19 protein-coding genes are annotated in these 18919 nt (G+C 64.9%); 3 read left to right on the top strand and 16 right to left on the bottom strand.

The features are described from left to right. Positions 1–248 precede the first annotated feature (248 nt). Complete coding sequence (locus JQ632_RS25050; RefSeq protein ID WP_212405261.1) at positions 249–1331, top strand: DUF2336 domain-containing protein; 1083 nt, start codon at positions 249–251, stop codon at positions 1329–1331. Positions 1332–1634: 303 nt separating this feature from the next. Here JQ632_RS25050 and trmB read toward each other — a convergent pair whose 3' ends face one another. The 12 genes from trmB to tsaB form a co-directional block, all read right to left on the bottom strand. Then, on the bottom strand, positions 1635–2345 hold the full coding sequence (gene trmB, locus JQ632_RS25045; protein WP_212405260.1) for a tRNA (guanosine(46)-N7)-methyltransferase TrmB: 711 nt from the start codon (positions 2343–2345) through the stop codon (positions 1635–1637). Continuing rightward, positions 2342–3472 carry a M20 family metallopeptidase gene (locus tag JQ632_RS25040; protein ID WP_212405259.1) on the bottom strand — a complete coding sequence of 377 codons (1131 nt, stop codon included), beginning with the start codon at positions 3470–3472 and terminating at the stop codon, positions 2342–2344. The genes trmB and JQ632_RS25040 overlap by 4 nt, the downstream gene beginning before the upstream one ends. 91 nt (positions 3473–3563) lie before the next feature. Continuing rightward, positions 3564–3977 (bottom strand): helix-turn-helix domain-containing protein, encoded by a 414-nt coding sequence (locus JQ632_RS25035; protein ID WP_212405258.1) that lies wholly within the window; start codon positions 3975–3977, stop codon positions 3564–3566. 218 nt (positions 3978–4195) lie between these two features. Then, the gene (lnt, locus tag JQ632_RS25030) at positions 4196–5809 is read right to left on the bottom strand and encodes an apolipoprotein N-acyltransferase (RefSeq protein WP_212405257.1); all 1614 of its coding nucleotides are present in this window, start codon (positions 5807–5809) and stop codon (positions 4196–4198) included. Next, positions 5806–6924, bottom strand: coding sequence for a hemolysin family protein (locus JQ632_RS25025; RefSeq protein WP_212405256.1), 1119 nt, complete (start codon positions 6922–6924; stop codon positions 5806–5808). Before JQ632_RS25025 ends, lnt begins: the two co-directional genes overlap by 4 nt. A 1-nt stretch (position 6925) precedes the next feature. Next, positions 6926–7435, bottom strand: a complete 510-nt coding sequence (gene ybeY / locus JQ632_RS25020; RefSeq protein ID WP_212405255.1) for an rRNA maturation RNase YbeY — start codon at positions 7433–7435, stop codon at positions 6926–6928. Positions 7436–7492: 57 nt separating this feature from the next. Further along, entirely contained in the window at positions 7493–8488 is a 996-nt protein-coding gene (locus JQ632_RS25015) for a PhoH family protein (protein ID WP_212405254.1), read from the bottom strand. 64 nt (positions 8489–8552) lie between these two features. Further along, a complete protein-coding gene (gene miaB, locus JQ632_RS25010; protein ID WP_212405253.1) occupies positions 8553–9947 on the bottom strand; it encodes a tRNA (N6-isopentenyl adenosine(37)-C2)-methylthiotransferase MiaB in 1395 nt (464 codons plus the stop codon). Positions 9948–10125: 178 nt separating this feature from the next. After that, the gene (locus JQ632_RS25005) at positions 10126–10806 is read right to left on the bottom strand and encodes an HAD family hydrolase (protein WP_212405252.1); all 681 of its coding nucleotides are present in this window, start codon (positions 10804–10806) and stop codon (positions 10126–10128) included. Positions 10807–10882: 76 nt separating this feature from the next. Beyond that, positions 10883–11338, bottom strand: coding sequence for a Fur family transcriptional regulator (locus JQ632_RS25000; RefSeq protein WP_212405251.1), 456 nt, complete (start codon positions 11336–11338; stop codon positions 10883–10885). 39 nt (positions 11339–11377) lie between these two features. Next, a complete protein-coding gene (gene rimI / locus JQ632_RS24995; RefSeq protein WP_212405250.1) occupies positions 11378–11863 on the bottom strand; it encodes a ribosomal protein S18-alanine N-acetyltransferase in 486 nt (161 codons plus the stop codon). Beyond that, on the bottom strand, positions 11860–12549 hold the full coding sequence (gene tsaB, locus JQ632_RS24990) for a tRNA (adenosine(37)-N6)-threonylcarbamoyltransferase complex dimerization subunit type 1 TsaB (RefSeq protein ID WP_212405249.1): 690 nt from the start codon (positions 12547–12549) through the stop codon (positions 11860–11862). Before tsaB ends, rimI begins: the two co-directional genes overlap by 4 nt. Before the next feature lie 227 nt (positions 12550–12776). Between tsaB and JQ632_RS24985 the strand changes: the two genes are divergently transcribed. Next, positions 12777–13289: a hypothetical protein gene (locus JQ632_RS24985; protein ID WP_212405248.1), complete on the top strand. Its 513-nt coding sequence runs from the start codon at positions 12777–12779 to the stop codon at positions 13287–13289. A gap of 101 nt (positions 13290–13390) precedes the next feature. Here JQ632_RS24985 and JQ632_RS24980 read toward each other — a convergent pair whose 3' ends face one another. From JQ632_RS24980 to murJ, 4 genes are all read right to left on the bottom strand, one after another. Beyond that, the gene (locus JQ632_RS24980; protein WP_212405247.1) at positions 13391–13963 is read right to left on the bottom strand and encodes a NifU family protein; all 573 of its coding nucleotides are present in this window, start codon (positions 13961–13963) and stop codon (positions 13391–13393) included. 272 nt (positions 13964–14235) lie between these two features. Continuing rightward, positions 14236–14730 (bottom strand): universal stress protein, encoded by a 495-nt coding sequence (locus JQ632_RS24975; RefSeq protein WP_212405246.1) that lies wholly within the window; start codon positions 14728–14730, stop codon positions 14236–14238. 95 nt (positions 14731–14825) lie between these two features. Next, a complete protein-coding gene (gene trpS, locus JQ632_RS24970) occupies positions 14826–15878 on the bottom strand; it encodes a tryptophan--tRNA ligase (protein ID WP_212405245.1) in 1053 nt (350 codons plus the stop codon). A 223-nt stretch (positions 15879–16101) separates the two neighbouring features. Further along, positions 16102–17637: a murein biosynthesis integral membrane protein MurJ gene (gene murJ / locus JQ632_RS24965; protein ID WP_212405244.1), complete on the bottom strand. Its 1536-nt coding sequence runs from the start codon at positions 17635–17637 to the stop codon at positions 16102–16104. A gap of 117 nt (positions 17638–17754) precedes the next feature. Between murJ and JQ632_RS24960 the strand changes: the two genes are divergently transcribed. After that, on the top strand, positions 17755–18756 hold the full coding sequence (locus JQ632_RS24960) for an adenosine kinase (protein WP_212405243.1): 1002 nt from the start codon (positions 17755–17757) through the stop codon (positions 18754–18756). Positions 18757–18919 lie beyond the last annotated feature (163 nt).

Here is an 18919-nt window from a genome sequence, read left to right as displayed (position 1 = left end):
GACGCAGGTAATAAAAAAGAGCGGGTCCTTCCGGGCCCACTCTCCATACCGATCGTATGAGAAGATAAGTTGGCGCGGATATAGCGCTTTTCGCTCTCGCCGACAAGGCCCGGCCGGAGCGAAGGGCGCCTTTTTATGCCGGTCCCGGCCTAACCCTTCTTTCATCAAGCAGGCCTAAATTGCCTGTTGGCGGGGCACCTTAGCCTGCTTGTGTACCCGCGGCGTGCCCGATTTCGAGTTTGCGTTCCATGACTGCTGCCACGTCGCTCATTCCCGGACTGGACGAGATCGTCAGGCGTGGCGATCTGCGCAAGCGCAGCGATGTCGCATGCGCCATCGCCGACCTGTTTTTCGCCGACTCCGCGCGACTTCGTCCCGACCTTGTCGATCTCTTCGACAATCTCCTGGTCGACCTCGTGCCGCATGCCGAGCTTGCCGCGCGCATCGACCTCGCCGAACGCTTTTCCAAGATCAGCAACGCGCCCCGCCATCTCGTCGGCCAGCTCGCCCGCGAGAATGAAATCCAGGTCGCCGCCCCCGTGCTGCGCCGCTCGCCCGTGCTCGATGAAGCAGCCCTGCTCGAGATCGCACGCTTCAAGGGGCAGGGCCATCTGCTGGCGATGACCGAGCGTCCCGTGCTGTCGGCAAATCTCACGGACGTGCTGGTCGAGCGCGGCGATCGCGACGTGGTGCGGCGCGCCGCCGGCAATGCCGGCGCGAAATTCTCAGCCGGCGGCTATTCCGAGCTGATCAGGCGCGCCTCCAAGGATGGTGTGCTGACGCTCAAGATCGGCCAGCGCGACGATCTCTCCGACGATCAGCTCAGGGATCTCCTGGGCGGTACGCTCGACGTCATCCGGCGCCGCCTGACCGAAGTCGTCAAGCCGGCACGCCAGATGGAAATCCGGCGCGCCATGACCGAGATCGAGGAAGCCTCGCTGCCGCCGGGGCCGCGGCGCGATTATGCGGACGCCCAGCGCACGGTGCTCAACCTGCATCGTGAGGGGCATCTCGGCGAAAGCGCGCTGCTCGGTTTCGCCAAGGCGCACAAATACGAGGAAGCCATCGCGGCGCTGTCAGCGATATCAGGCGTCAAGCTGTCGGTGCTCGATCGGCTGATCGCTGGCGACCGCTACGATCCGATCCTGATCCTGGGCCGCGTGAAGAATCTGGGTTGGCCGACGGTGCGCGCCCTGATCCTCCTGTGGTACGGACCGCAACGCACGCCGGCTGATGCCGATATCGAGGCCGCCCGCGTGAACTTCACGAAGCTGATGCCGGCGACGGCCGAGCGCGTCGTGAATTTCTGGCGCACCCGCCAGACCATCTGACCTGCTTTCCAAGACGCTTCTCCGCACGCTATCCTCCCGTTCAATGGCGCGGCAACAGCAAGCGCGTGGTGTGGGAAGCGACCGGCGGGAAGAAGGCGCGAGAGCGTGATGGGATCAGCTTCGGCTTGATCGTCCAATGATGGCATTATGCCATCGATTTGCCCGACGCGTCAAGTTGATTTCGTAAAATCCGCAGTGCGGCGCGCTTGCCCGCGCCGATACTTTGCATGGGGTTGTTTTCGACATTTTTGTCGGACGGTCGCAACCGCCCCTGGGCCGAGCCGCTTGAGCGCCAGTCCCGGCCTACACCCTGCGAAACCGCAAGTAAGCCGCCTTGCGGCCCTCGCGCGCGGCTTTCCTGCCGTAGCGCGTCATGGTGTAGCCATCCCAGGGCAGACGAAAATCGTCGGCGCGCTCCGCGAGCCAGACGAAATCCGGCGAACGCGTCATGTGCGACAGCGTCCAGGCGCAGTAGTCGTCGATGTCGCAGACGAAGCGGAACTCGCCGCCGCGTTTGATCACGCGCGACATCGCGGCGATAGTTTTGTCCTGGACAAAGCGCCGCTTCCAGTGGCGTCGCTTCGGCCAGGGATCGGGATGGATCAAATCAAGTCGCGACAGCGAATCCTTCGGCAGCCAGGCCAGCAGCTCGGCGGCATCGCCTGCGAACAGGCGGATGTTGCCGATGTTGTTCGCCTCGATCTGCGCGAGGACCTTTGCCATGCCGTTGATATAGGGCTCGCAGCCGATGAAGCCGGTGTTGGGAAAGTGCTGCGCCTCGGCTGCGAGATGCTCGCCGCCGCCAAAACCGATCTCGAGCCGCAGCTCGTCCGCCGCGGGATCGAAGATCTCGCGTACGTCAGCCGGCGCCTCGCCGGAGATGTCGAGCGCAAGATGCGGCAGGAGATTTTCGACCAGGTCGGCCTGGTGCTGCCTGAGCTTGTGCCCCTTGCGGCGGCCGAAGAAGGCGCGCTCGTCGTCGGCGCGCTGCGGATCTGATTTGCGTTCGCTCATCGCAGCGTCTGGTAGAGCCGGTAGAGCAGCCGCGCGCGCGGCTCCAGCGAGGAAATGTAGAGCTGCTCGGTGTGGGTGTGCGCGCCCTTGCCGTCGACGCCGAGGCCGTCGAGCGTGCCGGTGTGGGCGGCGGTGAAATTGCCGTCGGAGCCGCCGCCGGTGTGGGTATCGATCAGCTCGAAGCCGAGCTCTGCCGCAAGGCCTTTTGCGTGCTCATAGAGCGAGGCGCCGGAATTGCTCTTCTCGTAGGGCGGACGATTGAGCTCGCCGGTGACTTTGACCGTCACGCCCTCGGTCTTCGACGTCAGTCCGAGAATCTTTGCGACGAACTCGTCGGAATCGGCAATGCTCGGCACGCGCAGATCGACTTCGGCATAGGCTTCTTCCGGCGTGACGTTGGGCCGCGTGCCGCCGCGCACGACGCCGACATTGACGGAGACGCCGCGCTTCAGGTCGTTCATCGCCTCCAGCGCGTGGATGACGTTGGCAAGCTCGCGGATCGCGCTGCGTCCATCCTCGGGCCGCGTGCCGGCATGCGCGGGCACGCCCTTGATGAAGACTTCGAAGCGGCCGACGCCCTTGCGGCCCGTGACGATCTTGCCGCCGTCGCGCGCGGGCTCCGTCACCAGCACATACTTTGCTTTGCGTCCCTCGGCCTCGATCAGTTCGCGCGAGGTGGGGCTGCCGATCTCCTCGTCGGAGGTGAACATATGGGTGATGCCGAGCGGCGAGCGCTCGGCGGTTTCGCACAGACGACGGAAGGCGTGATGGGCGATGTAGGCGCCGCCCTTCATGTCGTAGATGCCGGGACCGAACGCGCTGTCCCCGTCGATCCGGAACGGCAGGCGCTCGATGAAGCCCATCGGATGCACGGTGTCGAGATGGCTGAGCACGAGGATGCCGGGCTTGTCCTGGCCCCAAGCCGAGCGCGCCACGAGATGATCGCCGCAGCCATTGACGCCGGCGACGCGTTCGAGCGTCACCGGCAGGTCGCGGTAGTGATTCGCAACTAGCGAGGCCAGCTTGTTGACCTGGTCCGGTGTGTCGGTCGGCGTCTCGATCTCCACCCAGCGGCGGATACCTTCGAGCATGGTCGCGGTGTCGAACGGATTCTTGTTGGTCGGCATGCGGCGCCTACGCCTCGGAAGTTAGGTCGATCATCGGGAAGCGCGCCTTATACGCGCGCTCGCGATGTCGGCATAGGCCAGATTTGGTACATCACCGTTTGTCGGGACCTTCGCGGGCCGCGATCTGCTCGACGAGATCGACGATCGAGCGGCGCAATTTGGAGTCGGTGATTCGGGTGAACGCCCTGGTCAGCGCGAGGCCTTCGGAGGTCGCAAGGAAATCGGAGACGTAAGCGGGCGAGGCGCCTTCGGCAAAACCATCCGGCCCCGGCGTGCCGCTCGGTCCGCCCTCGAACAGGAACGACACCGGCACCTGCAAGATTTCGGCAATCTGCTGGATGCGACTCGCGCCCACGCGATTGGTGCCCTTTTCGTATTTCTGGATTTGCTGGAAGGTCAGGCCAAGCGCTTCGCCGAGCTTCTCCTGGCTCATGCCCAACATGATGCGGCGCATACGCACGCGGCTGCCGACATATTTGTCAACAGGGTTGGGCGCTTTCGACATCTCCTCAGCCCTCCTCACACCACCTTAGGGGCAACAGAGCGGATGCCTAAGGCGACCACGACGTCCAAACCTCATCTGCGATTTATGGCAAACATTGCGGAGAAATTTAGCAATGCACGGTTATCTTTTGCAGCCGGGCTCAGAATGTGGAGCGCGCCGTCGTTCTGTCAACCGTGGGATTACGGTTGTCAAAGACTTCCGGTCCCGGAAATCGGCAATCAAGGCTTCCGTTTGGCAGCGCGGCGTCGCACCGCGAAGACGATGGCGAGCGCGACGATGATGGCCGCCGGAATGTCGCCGACGCGCGCATAGACGGTCGGAGAAATGGCGGCCGGAAGGCTTGCATCCAGAATGCCTTCGACACCAAGCCCAAGGCTGGCAACGGTCCGGCCCACGGGGTCGATCACCGCCGAGATGCCGGTGTTGGCAGAGCGGACCAGCGGCAGGCCGAGCTCGATGGCGCGCATCCGCGCCTGCTCCATGTGCTGGTAGGGGCCGGTGGAGATTCCGAACCAGCCGTCATTGGTCAGATTGACGATCCAGCCCGGGCGCTCGTCGCGGCCGGCAACGTCGCCGGGAAAGATCGCCTCGTAGCAGATCAGCGGGAGTGCGCGCGGCGCACGCGGCACGGGCAGTGCGTGGCGCACGCTTCCCGGAATAAATCCGCCCTGCACGCGCGTGAGTTGCTCGAAGCCGAGCTTTTCCATCAGGTCCTGGAAGGGCAGGAATTCCCCGAACGGCACCAAATGCAGCTTGTCGTAGACCGCGAGCACACTACCGTCATGATCGATGACATAGATCGAGTTGTAGGCGCGCGTGATCGGCTTGCCCGGCGGCAGGTCGGGCGCACGCACCGATCCCGTGATCAGCACCGTTCCTTTGGGCAGCAAATCCGCAATTTGCGCCATCGCGTCGGCTTCGCGGGTCAGGAAGAACGGAAACGCGGATTCCGGCCAGATCAGGATGGTGGCATCGCTGACGCCGGTCGATTGCGGCCCTGCGGCGCGATCGGACAGCGCCAGATATTTCTTCATCACCTCCGCTTTCGCAGAGTAGTTGAACTTGGCGTCCTGCTGCAGGTTCGGTTGCATCAGCCGCAGTTTTGTGCCCGCCACCATCGCTGTCGGATGCAGCGACAGGCGGATTGCGCCAAAAATTCCCATCAAGACCAGCAGCGCGACCGCTGCCGCCGGCACGCGCCACGGCAGCTTTCGATCCGACGTGCGATCGATCAGCACCGCGGGGCTGGCGAAGATCGCAACGGTGAGGAAGGTCATGCCCCACAGCCCGATCAGCGAGGCCGCCTGTGCGAGCGGCAAGGGTTCAGACAGCGCGTAGCCGTAGGCGTTCCACGGAAAGCCGGTCAGCGCATGGCCGCGCAACCACTCGCTGATGGTGAGGCTCGCCGCCAATGCCAGGATGCGTGTTGCGTCCTTGGTCCAGAGCAGCCGCGCCAGCGCAAAGCCCATCGCCGGGAATATCGCGAGATAGGCGGGCAGGCCGAGCACGGCGAAGGGCGTCAGCCAGGCAAAGGTCTGGGCATCGACGAAGAAGGCGTAACCGATCCAGTAGAGGCCGGGGACGAAATAGCCGAGCCCGAAGCAGTAACCGGTCAGTGCCGCTGCCGGGATACCGCCGAGCTTCCCGCCGCCGGCGCCGTCGATCAGCCATACCAGGACCGGGAAGGTCAAAAACAGCACCGGCCAGGCATTGAATGGCGCCAGCGCCAGCACGGACAGGGCGCCGGCTCCCATCGCGACGAGCGCGCGCTTCCATCCCCAGGTCAGGATGATGGCGAGCGCGACGGTGCGGAGTTTGGCGGGAATCGTCACTGCGGGCCGGCCCCGTCGCCGGGCGGCGGAGCAGGCGTGTCGCCCGAGGGCGGCTGGCCGGTGTCGGGCGGCGCCTCGCGGCGGCGGCTCTCGCGCTGGGTGCGCGGAACGGGGCGTTCCTTTCGTGGTGCGATCCGCAGGCGCTTGACGCGGCGCGGGTCGGCGTCGAGCACCTCGACCTCGTAATTGCCGGGACCGGAGATCACCTCGCCGCGCACCGGCAGGCGGCCGACGAAGCTGACGAGATAGCCGCCGAGCGTCTCGACCTCCTCGCCGGCTTCGCCGGTGACGAAATCCTCGCCGATCACGGTGCGGACGTCGTCGAGGCTCGCGCGGGCGTCGGCGATGAATGCGTTGTCGGGCAGGCGCACGATCGACGGCGCGTCGTCGCTGTCGTGCTCATCGTCGATCTCGCCGACGATCTGCTCGACGATGTCCTCGAGCGAGACCAGGCCGTCGCTGCCGCCATATTCGTCGACCACGAGCGCGAGATGGATGCGCGAAGCCTGCATCTGCGCCAGGAGGTCGATCGCCCGCATCGAGGGCGGCACGTAGAGCAGCTTGCGGATGATATTGGCTTCGGAAAGCGGCAGCGAGAGATCGACTGCGCGCAAATCGAGACCCGCGGGCAGCGGCTTCTTGCGCTTGGCCTTTGCCGTCTCCGACACCCGCGCCTTGGCCGTCATGAAGGTGAGGAGGTCACGGATGTGCACGATGCCTTCGGGATCGTCGAGCGTCTCGTTGTAGACGACGAAACGCGAATGGCCGGCATTCTCGAACCGGTCCATCAATTCGCCGAGCGGAATGTCGCGCTTCACCGCGATGATGTCGGCGCGATGCACCATGACGTCGGCAATGCGGCGCTCGTGCAGATTGAGGATGTTGCGCAGCATGGTGCGCTCGACGGCGGAGAAGCCGGCATCATCAGGCGTCGTGGCGTCGAGCACGACCTGGAGATCGTCGCGGACCGAGCCCGCCTTCCAGCCGAACAGCGTGCGGATGGCGCGCAGCAGCCAGCCCTCGGCCGTCGGGCGCAACACTTCGCCCGGCTGCACCACCGCCGGCAGGTTGGGCGTGTTGCGCGGATTGTCGTGGGTCGGCTCGGAATCCGGCATCTCAATCCATCCGTGGCCGGTCGGCATAGGGATCGGGAATGCCGAGCTCGGCCAGGATCTCCTGTTCCAGCGCTTCCATTTCCTCCGCGTCGGCGTCGTTCTCGTGATCGTAGCCGATCAGATGCAGAAAGCCGTGCACGGCGAGATGGCTCAGGTGATGGTCGAAGGGCTTTTGCTCCTCGTCCGCTTCGCGCCGCATGGTCTCATAGGCGATCGCGATGTCGCCGAGCATGCGCGGCGCATCGCCCGGCTTGCGCGCGCCTTCCGGCTGCAGCGCAGGAAACGACAGCACGTTGGTCGCCTTGTCGATGCCGCGCCAATTGCTGTTGAGGGTGCGGATGCCCGTGTCATCGGTCAGCATCACGGCCACTTCGGCATCGGTGACGTCGTCCTCGACCGAGCCTGCGGCAGCCGCGATGGCGCGCTGGATCACGGCCTCGGCATCGGGCTCGCTCTGCCAGCAATCGGCGACGACGAGGACCTCGGTCATGGGAAGGTTGGGATGCGACATGGTTTTGTTCGGAACGGAAGGCGCTGGTCTCGCGCCCGTGGTCCGGCTGTTTTCCCGTTATGGCTTGCCGGCGGCCGGCCGCTGCGGCGAGCCCTCATAGGCGGCAACGATGCGCGCCACGAGCTCGTGGCGGATCACGTCCTCGGCGGTGAAATGAACTTGCGCAATGCCTTCGACGCCGCCGAGCAGGCGGGTCGCCTCCGCAAGCCCCGACGTCGCGCCGTTCGGCAGGTCGATCTGCGAGGGGTCGCCGGTCACGATCATGCGGCTGTTCTCGCCGAGGCGCGTCAAAAACATCTTCATCTGCATCGACGTGGTGTTCTGCGCCTCGTCCAGGATGATGACGGCGTTAGTCAGCGTGCGGCCGCGCATGAAGGCGAGTGGCGCGATCTCGATCTCGCCGCTCTGCAGCGCGCGCTCGACGATGCGCGCATCCATCAGATCGTAGAGCGCGTCGTAGATCGGACGCAGATAGGGATCGACCTTTTCGCGGAGATCGCCGGGCAGGAAGCCGAGCCGTTCGCCCGCTTCCACGGCGGGACGCGACAGGATGATGCGGTCGACTTCCTTGCGCTCGAACAATTGCGCGGCATGCGCCACCGCGAGCCAGGTCTTGCCGGTGCCGGCGGGGCCGATGCCGAACACCAGCTCGTGACGCTTCAGCGCACGGATATAGGAGTCCTGTGCCGCGGTGCGGGCGCGCACCGGACGCTTGCGCAGATTGATGCTGTCGAAGGCCGTCTTGGCCGACTTGGCGTCGAACTCGAACAGCGAGCCCTGGGCGATCACGGCGCGGATCGCGCCTTCGACCTCGCCCTGGTCCAGATCGTGGCCCTTCAGCGCCTGGGCGTAGAGCGCCTCCAGCACGCGCCGCGCGGCGTCGCAGCCGTCGCGCGTGCCGCCGATGGTGATGTGATTGCCCTTGGAATCGACAATAACGCCGAGCCGGCGCTCGATCTGCGCCAGGTTCTGGCCATAAGGGCCGACCAGCGCGGAAGCGGCGCGGTTGTCGTCGAAGTCGATGACGACCTGGGTTTCGGGCGGAACTTGCATGTCGCGGTCAAATTTGCGGCTGGGAGCGAGTGAAGGCGAATCCGATGCGCTTTTGGGCAAGGGTTCAGGCTCCAGTAGCCATGGATGATAAGGCAGCTTCGCGCGCGACCGGCTTCGTCGCGAGCTCACCGAGCAGGCTGTAGCGTTCGAGGCTGTCGATGCGAACCGGCAGGGTTTTTCCGATGATGTCCGGCGAGGCCATCACATGCGCCGGCTGGAGATAGGCGGTGCGGCCGACGATCTGGCCTTCCTTGCGCGCCTCGCGCTCGAACAGCACGTCGACGGTTGTGCCAATCGCGGCCTTGTTGAAGGCCGATTGCTGGCTGTCGATCAACCCCTGGAGCCGCTCCAATCGCTGGTCCATCTCGGCTAAGGACACCGTCTCCTGCAGATCCGCGGCCGGCGTTCCCGGCCGGGCGGAATATTTGAACGAGTAAGCCGCAGCGTAACCGATTTGTGTGACCAGCGCGAGGGTGGCACGAAAATCTTCCTCGGTTTCGCCGGGGAAACCCACGATAAAATCCGATGAAAAAGCAATGTCTTGGCGCGCCGCCCGGAAACGATCGATGACGCGGCGGTAGTCGTCGGCGGTATGCTTGCGATTCATGGCCGAAAGGATCCGGTCCGAGCCCGATTGTACCGGCAGATGCACGAAGGGCATCAGGGCATCGAGATCGCGATGGGCGGCGATCAGGCTGTCATCGACGTCGCGGGGATGGCTGGTCGAGTAGCGCAGCCGCGCAATACCGGGGACCTGTGAGAGGTGCTCGAGCAGTTTGCCGAGGGGCCAGCTTTGCCCGTCCGGACCTTCGCCGTGATAGGCGTTGACGTTCTGGCCGATCAACGTGAGCTCGCGCACGCCATTGTCGGCAAGCCGCTTCACGTCGTCGAGGATTTTTGCCACCGGCCGCGACACCTCGGCGCCACGCGTGTACGGCACGACGCAGAACGTACAAAACTTGTCGCAGCCTTCCTGCACCGTGACGAAGGCCGAAATGCCGCGGGCGCGGATCGCCTCGGGTTTTGGCTGCGCGAGGAAGCCAAATTTGTCCGCGGCGGGAAATTCGGTCTCGATGGCGCGGCCGTCGTGGCTCGCGCGCTTCAGAAGCTCGGGCAGATGGTGGTAGCTCTGCGGGCCGACCACGACGTCGACAGGCGCGCGCCGCACGATCTCCTCGCCCTCGGCTTGCGCCACGCAGCCGGCGACTGCGATCTGCATCGTGCGTCCGCCGCGCGCCGCCTCGTCCTTGGCCGTGCGCAGGCGGCCGAGCTCGGAATAGACTTTCTCGGAGGCCTTTTCGCGGATGTGGCAGGTGTTGAGGATGACGAGGTCGGCGTCCTCGGCGCTCGCTGTCTCCACGAATCCCTCGGGCGCCAGCGTGTCCACCATGCGCTGGGCATCGTAGACGTTCATCTGGCAGCCATATGATTTGATGTGCAGCTTGCGCGGCGGCGTCATGGAACCCGGATTTGTGGTGGAACGGCCCTCAAATATAGGCTGAGGGGGCGAAAATCCAGTGATTGCAGCGCCTGTCGCAGTCATTCCGGGGCGCGCGATAGCGCGAACCCGGAATCTGGAGGGCGAGATTCCGGGTTCATCGCTCCGCGATGCCCCGGAATGACGATGTTCGGCAGAATCAGCCGGCAACGGCGTCCGTTTCGACCCGGCGGACCAGGTCCGGCAGTTGCCGCATGTCGTCGAAGATCAGGCCGGCGCCGGCTCGGCGCAGGATTTCGCCATGGCCGGGCGGGCAGTGGCTGCCGCCGTGAAAGCCCAGCACCGCCATTCCGGCGGCCCGGGCACCGGTGACACCGGGGACGCTGTCCTCGATGACGAGGCAGCTTTCCGGCGCCGTCTTCATTTGCTGCGCGGCGAACAGGAACAGGTCGGGTGCCGGCTTGCCGCGCGCCACCTGGCTCGCGGAGAAGATGTGCGGCGCGAGCAGGTTGTAGAGCCCGGCGCATGTCAGACCGTGACGGATCTTCTCCGGCGTGCCGCTCGATGCGACGCATCTGGGCAAATCGATTGCGCGAATCGCTGCGGCCACGTGCGTGATCGCCTGCAGGTCGCTGGCATAGAACTGCAGCGTGGCCGCATTGACCTGATGTTCCAGATCGTCCGGGAGGTTGCGGCCGATTTCCTGCTCGACCATCAGCCGCGCGTCTTTCTCGGATACGCCGAGGAAACGGACGAGCACCTGCTCCGGCGTGATCGGATAGCCGTGCCGGCTGAGCACGTCGGCATGCGCGCGACAGGAGATGACCTCGCTGTCGACGAGCACGCCGTCGCAATCGAAGATGATGAGGTCAACTGCCACTAACGCATGATCCGAAAAAGTGCGCAGCGGTTTTCCCGCGCGACAAACGTGGAACGCGTTTGCGCGGAGATCATGCTCAAGAAGTGGATTTGTCGTCGTCGAGCGGGACGCAATAGAGCTCGAGGCGGTGATCGACCAACTTGTAGCCGAGCTTGCGGGCGATCTCGGCCTGCAGCTTCTCGATCTCTTCCGAGGTGAACTCGATCACCTTGCCGTCGCGCAGATTGATCAGGTGATCGTGATGGCTGTCGCGCATCTGCTCGTAGCGCGCGCGGCCCTCGCGAAAATCGTGACGCTCGATGATGCCGGCGTCCTCGAACAGCTTGACCGTGCGATAGACGGTCGAGATCGAGATCTTGTCATCGACCGCGACGCAACGCCGGTACAGTTCCTCGACGTCGGGATGGTCTGCCGCCTCCGCGAGCACGCGGGCGATGACGCGGCGTTGCTCGGTCATGCGCATGCCGGTCGCGGCACAGCGGGACTCGATGGTGGTTGCCTTGGACGCGGAGGACGGTTTCAAAACGGTCATGGTTGGTCTGCCTTGCGGGGGCACCTTCTGCCACCAATGTTACGACAAGTCACGTCGCATCAGAAGCGCGTTCAACTGTTCCCCGTCCGGCTGCTTATAGTAGCGTTCGCGGCGCCCGACCACCACGAATCCGGCGCGTTCATAGAGCCGCCGGGCCGGCTGGTTGTTCTCCTCGACCTCCAGAAATATAGTGCGAACGCCGCGGCCGGCGAGGTGGCCGAGATGGGTCAAGAGCAGCGCGCGGGAGAGCCCGCGGCCGCGCCGGGCCGCATCGATGGCAATGGAGAGGATTTCGGCCTCGTCCGCGCCGATCCGCGACACCGCAAAGCCGATCGTCTTGCGGCCCAATCGGAAGCGATGCACGAGCGTGTTGCGCTCGCTCATCATGCTCTCGAATTCGCCCTCACCCCAGCCGCGCGCGAAAGACGCGCCGTGGAGCTGCGCGAGCCGCGCCGTATCGCGCCCGCTCGCGGGCTCGACGACGGGCGTGCCGCCGCGCCACCATGCCGACAGCCAGTTCATCATGAGGTGGCGACGGCGAGCGGTGGCTGTGCCGCCGGCTTGGCATCGGGCGCACGCAGATAGAAGGGACGTGCCGGCGTGCCTTGCGGATCGGCCGCCGCGCCCAGCCACGCGACCCAATTGATGTCGGGTGCGGCCTGCGCATCGACCGCAATCGGCTGCGGCGCATCCTTGGGCCAGCGGTCGGAGAGGATCCTGGCGGCATTGCCGACCAGATGCGGCGCGCCGAATTGCGACGCTGCAATCGCGTCATCGATGCTGGCGACCTTCGGCCGCACGAGTTGGCTGCCGTCGCCGGCAACGATCTGGAAGTAGACGTGATCATGCCGCGCATCGATCGCGGAGATCACGGGCGCTTGCCGGTTCTGGCTGACGACCGCAGCCGCATAGGCCGACAGCGTCGTCAGTCCCACGGCCGGCTTGTCCGCGGCGAGCGCAAGCCCGCGCGCGGCCGAGATGCCGACGCGCAATCCGGTAAAGCTTCCGGGGCCGGTGGTGACCGCGATGCGGTCGAGCGACGTGAAGGCGAGGTTCGCCGACTGCATCACCCGCGCGATCAGCGGCATCAGCGCTTCAGCGTGCCCGCGCTTCATCGGCAGCGATTCCTGCGCGATCAGTTGGCCGGCGTTCGTGTCGAGCACGGCCGCGGCGCAGGCGTCCAGCGCGGTATCGATGGCGAGGATCAGCATGGAACGTTCATGGCATTGTTGACATTCGTGGCCGGGCTTGGCCGCTGGCAAGGGCCTTGAGGGTCGTCAGAAGTTGCTGGATGCGTGCAAAGAACTCGGCGCCCCATCGCGAACACAGACGTCAAAACGACAAAAAAGACCACATGCTCCTCTTATAGCGAAGTCGTGCCGCAATCGCGAGGGCCCGCGGATCTCCGCGTTGTAATGCCGTTCAGCCAGGATAGTATTTGGACGGTCCAAAGCGGGTCAATTTTGTCCCGGGCGGGAGGGCCGTCGATCAGTGGCCGCCAGACTTTCCGGGCGAAGGGAAGATGATTATGAAATTGCGGAAACTCGTTTGCCTCATGGCCCTGTTTTTTTCGCCCGGTGCGTTCGCTTCTGAGCTGGTCGGGCAGTACTACGTGCCCTTTCTCGATCTTGGGAAGGGTCAATTCCAACCGGAGACTTTGACCATAGTTAAGCCCAATGGCACGTTTGAAACGCACACGGTGCATAAGGGCCTGAGAGAGGTAAGGCAGGGAGCCTTTCAAGACTCTGGAGGGCAGGCACGTATTTCCGCACTCAGGGACGTGGTGAAATGTGCCGGAGTCCTCAATGAAGATGAAAGCGACGGCGTCACATTCACATACAAAAAAACGGCCACGGAATTGGTGATGTTCATCGGGCAGGAAAAACAGTCCATCGCCGTTGCAACTCCGGATCAGGTTGCAAAAGTCATGAGCGTTCCGCCGTGCAAATAAGGCCACGTGAAACGTGAATGCCCGGAACACTTGGCGCGAAGACGCGCTTCGTGCTCTTGCCCGGGCATGACTGAGTTCAATCGGATCGCCGATCGCGCAAGTTACATCGGCCGGACTTCGACCACGTCGGGCACAAAGTGCTTCAAGAGGTTCTGGATGCCGTGCTGGAGCGTCGCCGTCGATGACGGGCAGCCCGAGCAGGCGCCCTTCATGTTGAGATAGACGATGCCGTCCTTGAAGCCGCGGAAGGTGATGTCGCCGCCGTCATTGGCGACCGCGGGCCGCACGCGGGTCTCGATCAGGTCCTTGATCATGTCTACCGTCTCGGCATCAGCCTCGTCGAAGAACTCGTCCTCCTCATCGGTATCGACGTCGTCGGTCGCGCTGCCGTCGGCGAGCATCGGCGCGCCGGACATGTAGTGCTCCATGATCGCGCCGAGGATCGCGGGCTTGAGCTGCTGCCATTCACCACCGCCTGCTTTGGTCACGGTGATGAAATCGCTGCCGTAGAACACGCTGGTCACGCCCGGCACCTCGAACAGCTTTTCGGCGAGCGGTGAGCGTGCCGCGGATTCGCGGTTGGCAAATTCCATCGGGCCGCCGTTGAGCACGACGCGGCCGGGGATGAATTTGAGCGTGGCGGGATTGGGGGTGGCTTCGGTTTGAATGAACATGGTTTTCTCCGGACGTCGCCGGTTCAAGGCCGGCGCGTGGCTCCTCACTACCAGATGGCGACGGCAAACGCACGGTCAAGGGCGGGGAGGGTGGTTTCGTAGCGGTATCAGAGGGTTAGAGGAGCTGTCTTCTCCCTCGCCCCGCTTGCGGGGAGAGGGTTGGGGTGAGGGGGAGTCTCCACGGGGACGGTGAGAGTTAGACCCGTGGAGGCTCCCCCTCACCCGGCGCTTCGCGCCGACCTCTCCCCGCAAGCGGGGCGAGGTGAAGAATCCTACGACAGCGCGTCCACCTCGGGGTCGCTCAGCTCGCCTGAAATGACCGTCAGCGGGATCGGGAAGGTGCCGACCGCGTTCGCCAGCAGCGCGACCAGCGGGCCGGGCCCCTCGGCGCCGGGATTGGCGGCCAGCACCAGCATCGCGATGTCGGGGTCGGCGTCGATCACGTCGAGCAGTTGTTCCATCGGATCGCCCTCGCGGATCACGCGTTCCGGCGTGATCGCGGCGATGCCGTTGGCGCGGCCGGCGGCGCGGTCGAGCGCGGCATTGGCCGCTTCATGCGCCTCGGCGCGCATGATCTCGGCGACGCCGAGCCATTGCTGGTTCTGCTCCTCGGTCTCGATGATGCGCAGCATCACCACGCCGCCGCCGGCGCGGATCGCCCAGCGGCTGGCGTAATACACCGCGCGGTCCCACTCCGCGGTGTCGTCAACGATGACAAGGCATTTGGGCTTGTGCCCCGGCTCGAAGCAGCGGCGCTTGCTGGTCATGCATGTCCCGGCGTGTCCACGCCTTATGCTGCCATACTCCCTGATCCTTTGGGAGAGGGACGGCCGGCGAAATATCGCCGGCCGCAACGCAGCAACTACTTCTTGCGGATGAAGCCGACGATGTCCTTCGAGAGCTTCATTGTCTCGTCGGCGATCGCGCGCGCCCGGTCGGAGCCGTCGATCAGGATGGCGTCGATATGGCCGGGATCGGCAACGAGGCGCTTCATCTCGCTCGCGATCGGCGCCAGCTTGGTTACGCACAGCTCCGCCAGCGCGTTCTTGAAGCTGGAGAACTGGCCGCCGCCAAAATCCTTGAGGACGTCGGCCTTGGTGCGATCCGCGAGCGCGGCAAAAATGCCGACGAGATTGTCGGCCTCGGGCCGCGCCTCAAGACCCTTCTCTTCCGTCGGCAGCGGTTCCGGATCGGTCTTTGCCTTGCGGATCTTCTGCGCGATGGTGTCGGCGTCGTCGGTCAGATTGATGCGCGAATTGTCCGATGCATCCGACTTCGACATCTTCTTGGTGCCGTCACGCAAAGACATCACGCGCGTCGCCGGGCCCGTGATGAACGGCTCCGGCAGCGGGAAGAACAGGCCGTCATTGGCGCCGTGGCTGCGGATCGAGTCGCCAAAGTCGTTGTTGAACTTTTGCGCGATGTCGCGCGAAAGTTCGAGGTGCTGCTTCTGGTCTTCGCCGACCGGAACATGCGTTGCGCGATACAAGAGAATATCGGCCGCCATCAGCACCGGATAGTCGTAGAGACCGACCGAGGCATTCTCACGATCCTTGCCCGCCTTCTCCTTGAACTGAGTCATGCGGTTCAGCCAGCCCAGGCGCGCGACGCAGTTGAAGACCCAGGCGAGCTCGGCATGGCCGGAGACCTGGCTCTGGTTGAACACGATGTGCTTCTTCGGGTCGATGCCGGCCGCGATGAACGCCGCGGTCACCTCGCGGGTGTTGCGCGCGAGCTCGGCCGGTCCGCCCCAGACGTCCAGGCTTTGCGTGATCGCGTGCATGTCGACGACGCAATAGATGCAGTTATGGGTTTCCTGCATCTTCACGAAGTTGACGATGGCGCCGAGATAATTGCCGAGGTGCAGATTGCCCGTCGGCTGGACGCCCGAAAAAACCCGTTCAACGAATGGCATGGCAAGCGTTCCTGGAAGCCTTCCTGAGGTCGACGGGCCGTCGTTTCCAACAGCAGCGGTGCGCCGTCAAGTGTCTTTGCACCTCTCCCATAGGGAGAGGTCGCGCCGAAGGCGCGGGTGAGGGGTTAGGCTTTATCGAGGGACCAGGTCCCCTCACCCGATTTGCTGCGCAAATCGACCTCTCCCTGCGGGAGAGGTGAAGAGCCCCCTCGAGGAGTCGCGGCTAGCCCGCCGGCCGTTTCAGGGCATTCACCGCCTCGCGCCAGGAGGCGACGCCCAGGGTCTGGACCAGCAGCCCATAGACCGCGATCCCGGCCGCAATCTGGATGGCGAGGGCGAGGAGGTGGACGAAGCCGTGGCTGTCGACCGGCGCCAGCCCTGAGGTCAGCCAGAGCAGGGCGCCCATCGCGAGCGCCGCGAGCACGATCCGCGGCAGGCGTCGCCGCGCGGCTTCGTCGACCGAGAAGCCGAATTCGGTGGCGCCCTTGCGCAGCAGGGAAGCCGCGCTGCTCCAGGCGCCGGCGGCGATGCCGGCCGCGATCCCGGTCGCGCCAAACCAATGACCGAGCAGGAACGCGAGCGCCACGGCGACCACAAAACCTTTCAGGGTCGCCAACAGCGGCGTCACCGTGTCGCTGCGCGCGTAAAAGGCCGGCGACAGAGCCTTGATCAGCACATGGGCGGGCAGGCCGAGCGCCAGGCACATCAGCGCCTGCGCGGTCGCCGCGCTGTCGCTTGCGGAGAACGCACCATGCTCGAACAGCAGCCGCACGATCGGTTCGGCCAGCACGATCAGGCCGAGCGTTGCGGGCAGCGCAAGCCCGGCCGCGAGCTCCAGCGCGCGCGACTCGGCGTGGACCGTCGCATCGCGATCGCCGGCCGCGCTCGCGCGCGTCAGCTCGGGCACCAGCACGGTGCCCATGGCGACGCCGACGATGCCGAGCGGCAGTTCGATCAGGCGATTGGCGAAATAGAGCCAGGACACGGCCGAGGGCGTTGCCGAGGCGATGATCGCACCGGCCACCATCAGCCATTGCGGCCCCGAGCTTGCGATCATGCCGGGGATCGCCTTGGCGAAGAAGCCGCGCATCTCCCGGTCGAAGGTCACGCGCAATGGCGTCGCGAGGCGCGCGCTGCGCTGCGACACCAGCATCAGCAGTTGCAGCAGTCCGGCGATGCCGACGGTCGCCGCCAGCGCCCAGGCCGCGGACGTGGCATCCGTGTGCCACAGCAACAATGCAGCGATGGTCGCGATCAGCGCGATGTTGAACAGGAGCGGCGAGAACGCGGTCAGCGCAAAGCGGCCTTGCGCGTTGAGGAGTCCCATCAGCACGGTGACAGGGCCGGCGAAGGCGAGATAGGGCAGCATCAGCCGCGCATTCGTCACGGCGAGATCGAGCGTGTCGCTTCCGATGAAGCCGGGCGCAATCACCTTGATGATGAACGGCATCAAGAGCGCGATGACGATCGATGCGGCGATAAGTGCGGCGCTGACCGTGCCAAGCACGCGGCCTGCGAAGGCAGACGCAGCCTCGTCGCCGTCGCGCGCGCGCAAGCCCAGCCAGGCCGGAACCAGCGCTGCATTCAGCGCGCCTTCGCTGAGCAGCCGCCGCACCACGTTGACGAGCTGAAACGCCGCCAAAAACGCATCCGCCACCGCGCCCGTGCCGAGCAGGGTCGCGATCAGGGAATCGCGCGCAAAGCCCAGCAGCCGCGAGGCCAGCGTTCCCGTCGAGACCGTCAGGAAGGAGCGGATCATGCTCAATACCGTTGCTTGCCCGCGCGGGGGCTGACGTGATAGGCCGCGAGCCGTAGTTTTGAGGCAGATGAAGCGGATTCTCCGCACAACCGCAATCGGGCAACGGGATCAAGGTGAATGGCTGACGCGAAATATGACGTTCTGGGCATCGGCAACGCGCTGTTCGACGTGCTTGTTACGACCGACGAGGCCTTTCTGGCCAAGCATGGCATGACCAAGGGCAGCATGTCCCTGATCGACGAGGCCCGCGCAGCGGCCATCTACAAGGATATGGGCCCGGCCACCGAAGTGTCTGGCGGCTCGGCCGCCAACACCATCGTCGGCGTCGCGAGCCTGGGTGCCCGCGCAGCCTATGTCGGCAAGGTCAAGGACGACCAGATCGGCAAGCTCTATGTGCACGACATCCGTGCCGCCGGTGTCGCCTTCGACACGCCGGCCGCCAAGGATGGTCCCGCCACCGGCTGCTCCTACATTCTGGTGACGCCGGACGGCGAGCGCACCATGAATACCTATCTCGGTGCCGCGCAGGATCTCTCGCCCGCCGACATCAACGCGGACGAGATCGCGGCCGCGCGCATCGTCTATCTCGAGGGTTATCTCTGGGACCCCAAGAACGCCAAGGAAGCCTTCGTCAAGGCGGCCAAGATCGCGCATGATGCAAAGCGCAAGGTGGCGCTGACGCTGTCGGATTCCTTCTGCGTCGACCGCTATCGCGACGAATTTCTGTCGTTGATGCGCAACGGCACGGTCGACATCGTATTCGCCAACGAGTCCGAGTTGCACTCGCTCTACACGACCTCGGACTTCGCCACCGCGCTCAAGCAATTGCGCAACGACGTCAATCTCGGCGTGATCACCCGCAGCGAGAAGGGCTGCGTCGCCATCTCGCCTCAAGACGCCGTCGAGGTCGCGGCGTCTCCGATCGCAAAGCTCGTCGATACCACCGGCGCCGGCGATCTCTTCGCCGCCGGCTTCCTGTTCGGCCTAGCGCGCGACTTGCCGTACAAGACCGCGGGCCAACTCGGTGCGCTGGCGGCAGCCGAAGTGATCCAGCACATCGGTGCACGTCCGCTCGTGTCGCTGAAGCATCTCGCGCAGGAAAACGGGCTGGCGATTTAACTCGCGGTACTCCGGCGTCATCGACGACCTCCGCCGTCGTCCCGGACAAGCGCGCCTCAAGCGCGCGCCGATCCGGGACCCATAACCACAGGGAGAAGTTTGGCGAAGACCCGTGGTTACCGCCGTCGCGCCACAACTTCTCCCTGTGGTTATGGGTCCCGGC

The organism is Bradyrhizobium liaoningense (assembly GCF_018130955.1).
Taxonomy (GTDB): Bacteria; Pseudomonadota; Alphaproteobacteria; order Rhizobiales; family Xanthobacteraceae; genus Bradyrhizobium; species Bradyrhizobium liaoningense_C.
This window is presented reverse-complemented; position numbering and strand designations above follow the sequence as displayed.

Coding starts and splice junctions, on each gene's coding strand:
- JQ632_RS25050 (WP_212405261.1), top strand. CDS start 249: ATGACTGCTGCCACGTCGCTCATTCCCGGACTGGACGAGATCGTCAGG.
- trmB (WP_212405260.1), bottom strand. CDS start 2,345: ATGAGCGAACGCAAATCAGATCCGCAGCGCGCCGACGACGAGCGCGCC.
- JQ632_RS25040 (WP_212405259.1), bottom strand. CDS start 3,472: ATGCCGACCAACAAGAATCCGTTCGACACCGCGACCATGCTCGAAGGT.
- JQ632_RS25035 (WP_212405258.1), bottom strand. CDS start 3,977: ATGTCGAAAGCGCCCAACCCTGTTGACAAATATGTCGGCAGCCGCGTG.
- JQ632_RS25025 (WP_212405256.1), bottom strand. CDS start 6,924: ATGCCGGATTCCGAGCCGACCCACGACAATCCGCGCAACACGCCCAAC.
- ybeY (WP_212405255.1), bottom strand. CDS start 7,435: ATGTCGCATCCCAACCTTCCCATGACCGAGGTCCTCGTCGTCGCCGAT.
- JQ632_RS25015 (WP_212405254.1), bottom strand. CDS start 8,488: ATGCAAGTTCCGCCCGAAACCCAGGTCGTCATCGACTTCGACGACAAC.
- miaB (WP_212405253.1), bottom strand. CDS start 9,947: ATGACGCCGCCGCGCAAGCTGCACATCAAATCATATGGCTGCCAGATG.
- JQ632_RS25000 (WP_212405251.1), bottom strand. CDS start 11,338: ATGACCGTTTTGAAACCGTCCTCCGCGTCCAAGGCAACCACCATCGAG.
- rimI (WP_212405250.1), bottom strand. CDS start 11,863: ATGATGAACTGGCTGTCGGCATGGTGGCGCGGCGGCACGCCCGTCGTC.
- tsaB (WP_212405249.1), bottom strand. CDS start 12,549: ATGCTGATCCTCGCCATCGATACCGCGCTGGACGCCTGCGCCGCGGCC.
- JQ632_RS24980 (WP_212405247.1), bottom strand. CDS start 13,963: ATGTTCATTCAAACCGAAGCCACCCCCAATCCCGCCACGCTCAAATTC.
- JQ632_RS24975 (WP_212405246.1), bottom strand. CDS start 14,730: ATGACCAGCAAGCGCCGCTGCTTCGAGCCGGGGCACAAGCCCAAATGC.
- trpS (WP_212405245.1), bottom strand. CDS start 15,878: ATGCCATTCGTTGAACGGGTTTTTTCGGGCGTCCAGCCGACGGGCAAT.
- murJ (WP_212405244.1), bottom strand. CDS start 17,637: ATGATCCGCTCCTTCCTGACGGTCTCGACGGGAACGCTGGCCTCGCGG.
- JQ632_RS24960 (WP_212405243.1), top strand. CDS start 17,755: ATGGCTGACGCGAAATATGACGTTCTGGGCATCGGCAACGCGCTGTTC.